The organism is Kitasatospora sp. NPDC059817, from assembly GCF_042731835.1.
In the GTDB taxonomy this organism is placed as follows: Bacteria; Actinomycetota; Actinomycetes; order Streptomycetales; family Streptomycetaceae; genus Kitasatospora.
In genome coordinates, this window is record NZ_JBHWIR010000389.1 from 1 (window position 1) to 2,326 (window position 2,326).

A 2,326-nucleotide genomic window follows, 5' to 3' on the forward strand; every position below is an offset into this window, starting at 1 on the left:
GGGGGGGGGGGGGGGGCGGGGGGGGGGGCCCGCGCCCCCCCCCCCCCCCGCCGCGGTACGGGGTGCGGGCTACGGGGTGCGGGCTACTTCTTGGCCGGTGCCTTCGGGACGGCGTTGTACGGGTTGTGGTGGTGGTCGCCGATGTGCAGCTGCTCCTCCGGCGCACCGGCGAGCTTCGGCAGGACGTGGGTGCCGGTCGGGTCGGTGATGACGATGGCGTCGCCGTCGCGGCGCACGTCGTGCGGGGACCCCTTGGCGTAGGAGGCGAGCTCCGCGCCCGGGCCGGTGGGGGTCGAGTCGGCCACCGTACCGAACACGTTCGTGGGCAGCGTGAGTGCGGTCGCCGTCGCGCCGAGCGTGGTGTTCGCGGACTGCTCGCCGCCGTACGCGGCGCCGAAGGTGGCGCCGCCGGTGACGGTGGTGCCGGCGGGCACGGTGACCGGCACGGCGGTGCCGGAGGTCCCCTGGAGGGTGACCACGCCGCCCTGGATGTAGCCGGTGGCCGAGCCCGTGTTCTGGGCCTGCTGCCAGCCGGCCTGCTGCTGGAGGACCGTGCCGGAGTCGGTGAGGGTCTGGTTGACCACCGGGGTGTCCGCGGTGAACCAGGTGCGGTAGGTGGACAGGATGCCGGTGAGGGTCTGCAGGGCCAGCTTGTCGTCGGTCAGGTTGGACTGGTGCATGAAGAAGGGCCGCGGGTCGTTGGACAGCACGTACCCGAGGGTGATCCTGACCTGCAGCGGCAGGACGTAGCTCGACCAGGCGGTGTTCGGGTCCAGCGGTGCGATGCAGGTCGTGGTGGCGGGGTTGGCCTCGCAGTTGCCGCTGCCGCCGTTCGCCTTGGAGGTGTAGAGCCAGTTGTACTCGCTCACCTCGTCGGCCTGGGTGGAGACGTTGTAGAACACGTTGACCGGGTGGCGCGGGGTGCCGAGCGCGGAGGCGATCTGACGCTGCCCGCTCTCGCGGGAGGCGTCGACGCCGAGCCACTGGATGTTGTCGGCGCTCAGCGCGGCCAGGAAGTTCGGGTTGTCGTCGGGCTGCTGCGGCAGCATCACGGTGCCGGAGTGTTCACCCGCGACCAGCTCGTTCGGCCGGAACGGGAGGCCGTTGGCCTGGGCGAACTGGATGTTCTGGGTGATCTGGGAGCTGATGGTGGGCTGGTCGACGTATTCGATGGCGCCCGAGGCGTCGGTCTGGCACCGCCAGGGGATCACCGAGAAGTCCTGCACGCAGCCCAGGAACGGGTGGTCGTAGGTGTGGTTGACCCACCGGAAGCTGTTCTTGTTCGCCAGCAGCGCGTCGCTCAGCGGGTCGTCGCCGCCCTGCTCCTGCTGGTACTCGACACCCGGGCCGGCGTTGAACAGGAAGTCCAGGGTGTAGCCGTTCTGCTGCTGCCAGTTCACCGTGTCGGTGACGTCGGGGGCGGCCATCCGGATGGGCGTGGTGTCCGGTACGCCGGCGGCGCAGTCGCCTTCGCCCGGGGTGCACTTGCCGCTCTGGCTCCACCGGGAGTTGGCGTTGAACAAGTCGTCGATGTGTGCCGAGAAGTAGTTGCGCCAGTAGCCCAGGTGGACGCCCCGCGTCACCCAGTCGACGATCCCGTGCGCGAGCAGCCGGAACTGCTGCTGGTTGTAGTTGTACGCGAAGGTGAGGACCAACTGCTGGCGGCCGCCGCTGGTGTAGACGCCCGCGAGCACGCCCTGCGTCGAGGTGCCGGGCACCGTCTCGGTGAGGAACGGTTCGAAGTGCGAGCCGGTGGCCGGGTTGTCGGGCACCGGCGTGGCCAGCGCGCCGTACGAGCCGCTGCCGCCCGCGGTGCCCTCGAACGGCACCGGGCCGTTGAGGTAGCGGAAGGCGTCGGCCCGGGCGGAGGAGGACGCGGTGGCGGTGGTCGCGTCGAGCGAACCGGTCCACGCGGGCGTGTTCAGACCGGTGTTGGTGCCCGGCCACACGTAGGAGTCGACCTGTCGGACGTGGTAGGCCTGCTCGTAGCCGGTGAGGGCGGAGAGTTCGGCGGTGGAGAGCCGGCTCGGCGCGTCGTTGGGCAGGACGACGCCCTCGAAGTGGCCGTGCGGTGTGCCGTCGGCCAGGGCGTCGGCGAGGAAGGACGCCGTGAGGGTGGCGCGGTTGCTGCTGGTGAGGTCGACCACGGTGGTCGGCACGCCCTCGGAGACCAGTTGCTTGTGGATGCCCTCGACCCACGGGTTGCCGTCGGTGACGACGAGGACGTTCAGGTCGACCCGGGAGGTCCCGGCCGCGGGCGGGGCGGCCGCGGGTGCGCGCGTGGGCGCGGGCCAGGGTGCGGCCGCACAGGTCGGCGTAGGCGCGC

At 71.5% G+C, this 2,326-nt stretch carries 1 protein-coding gene; it reads right to left on the bottom strand.

All coding sequences use genetic code 11. From position 1 onward, the window contains the following. Positions 1–83 precede the first annotated feature (83 nt). Positions 84–2,326, bottom strand: a 2,243-nt coding sequence (locus tag ACFV61_RS35585; RefSeq protein ID WP_380496295.1) for a hypothetical protein, incomplete at its 5' end; no start/stop codon positions are given.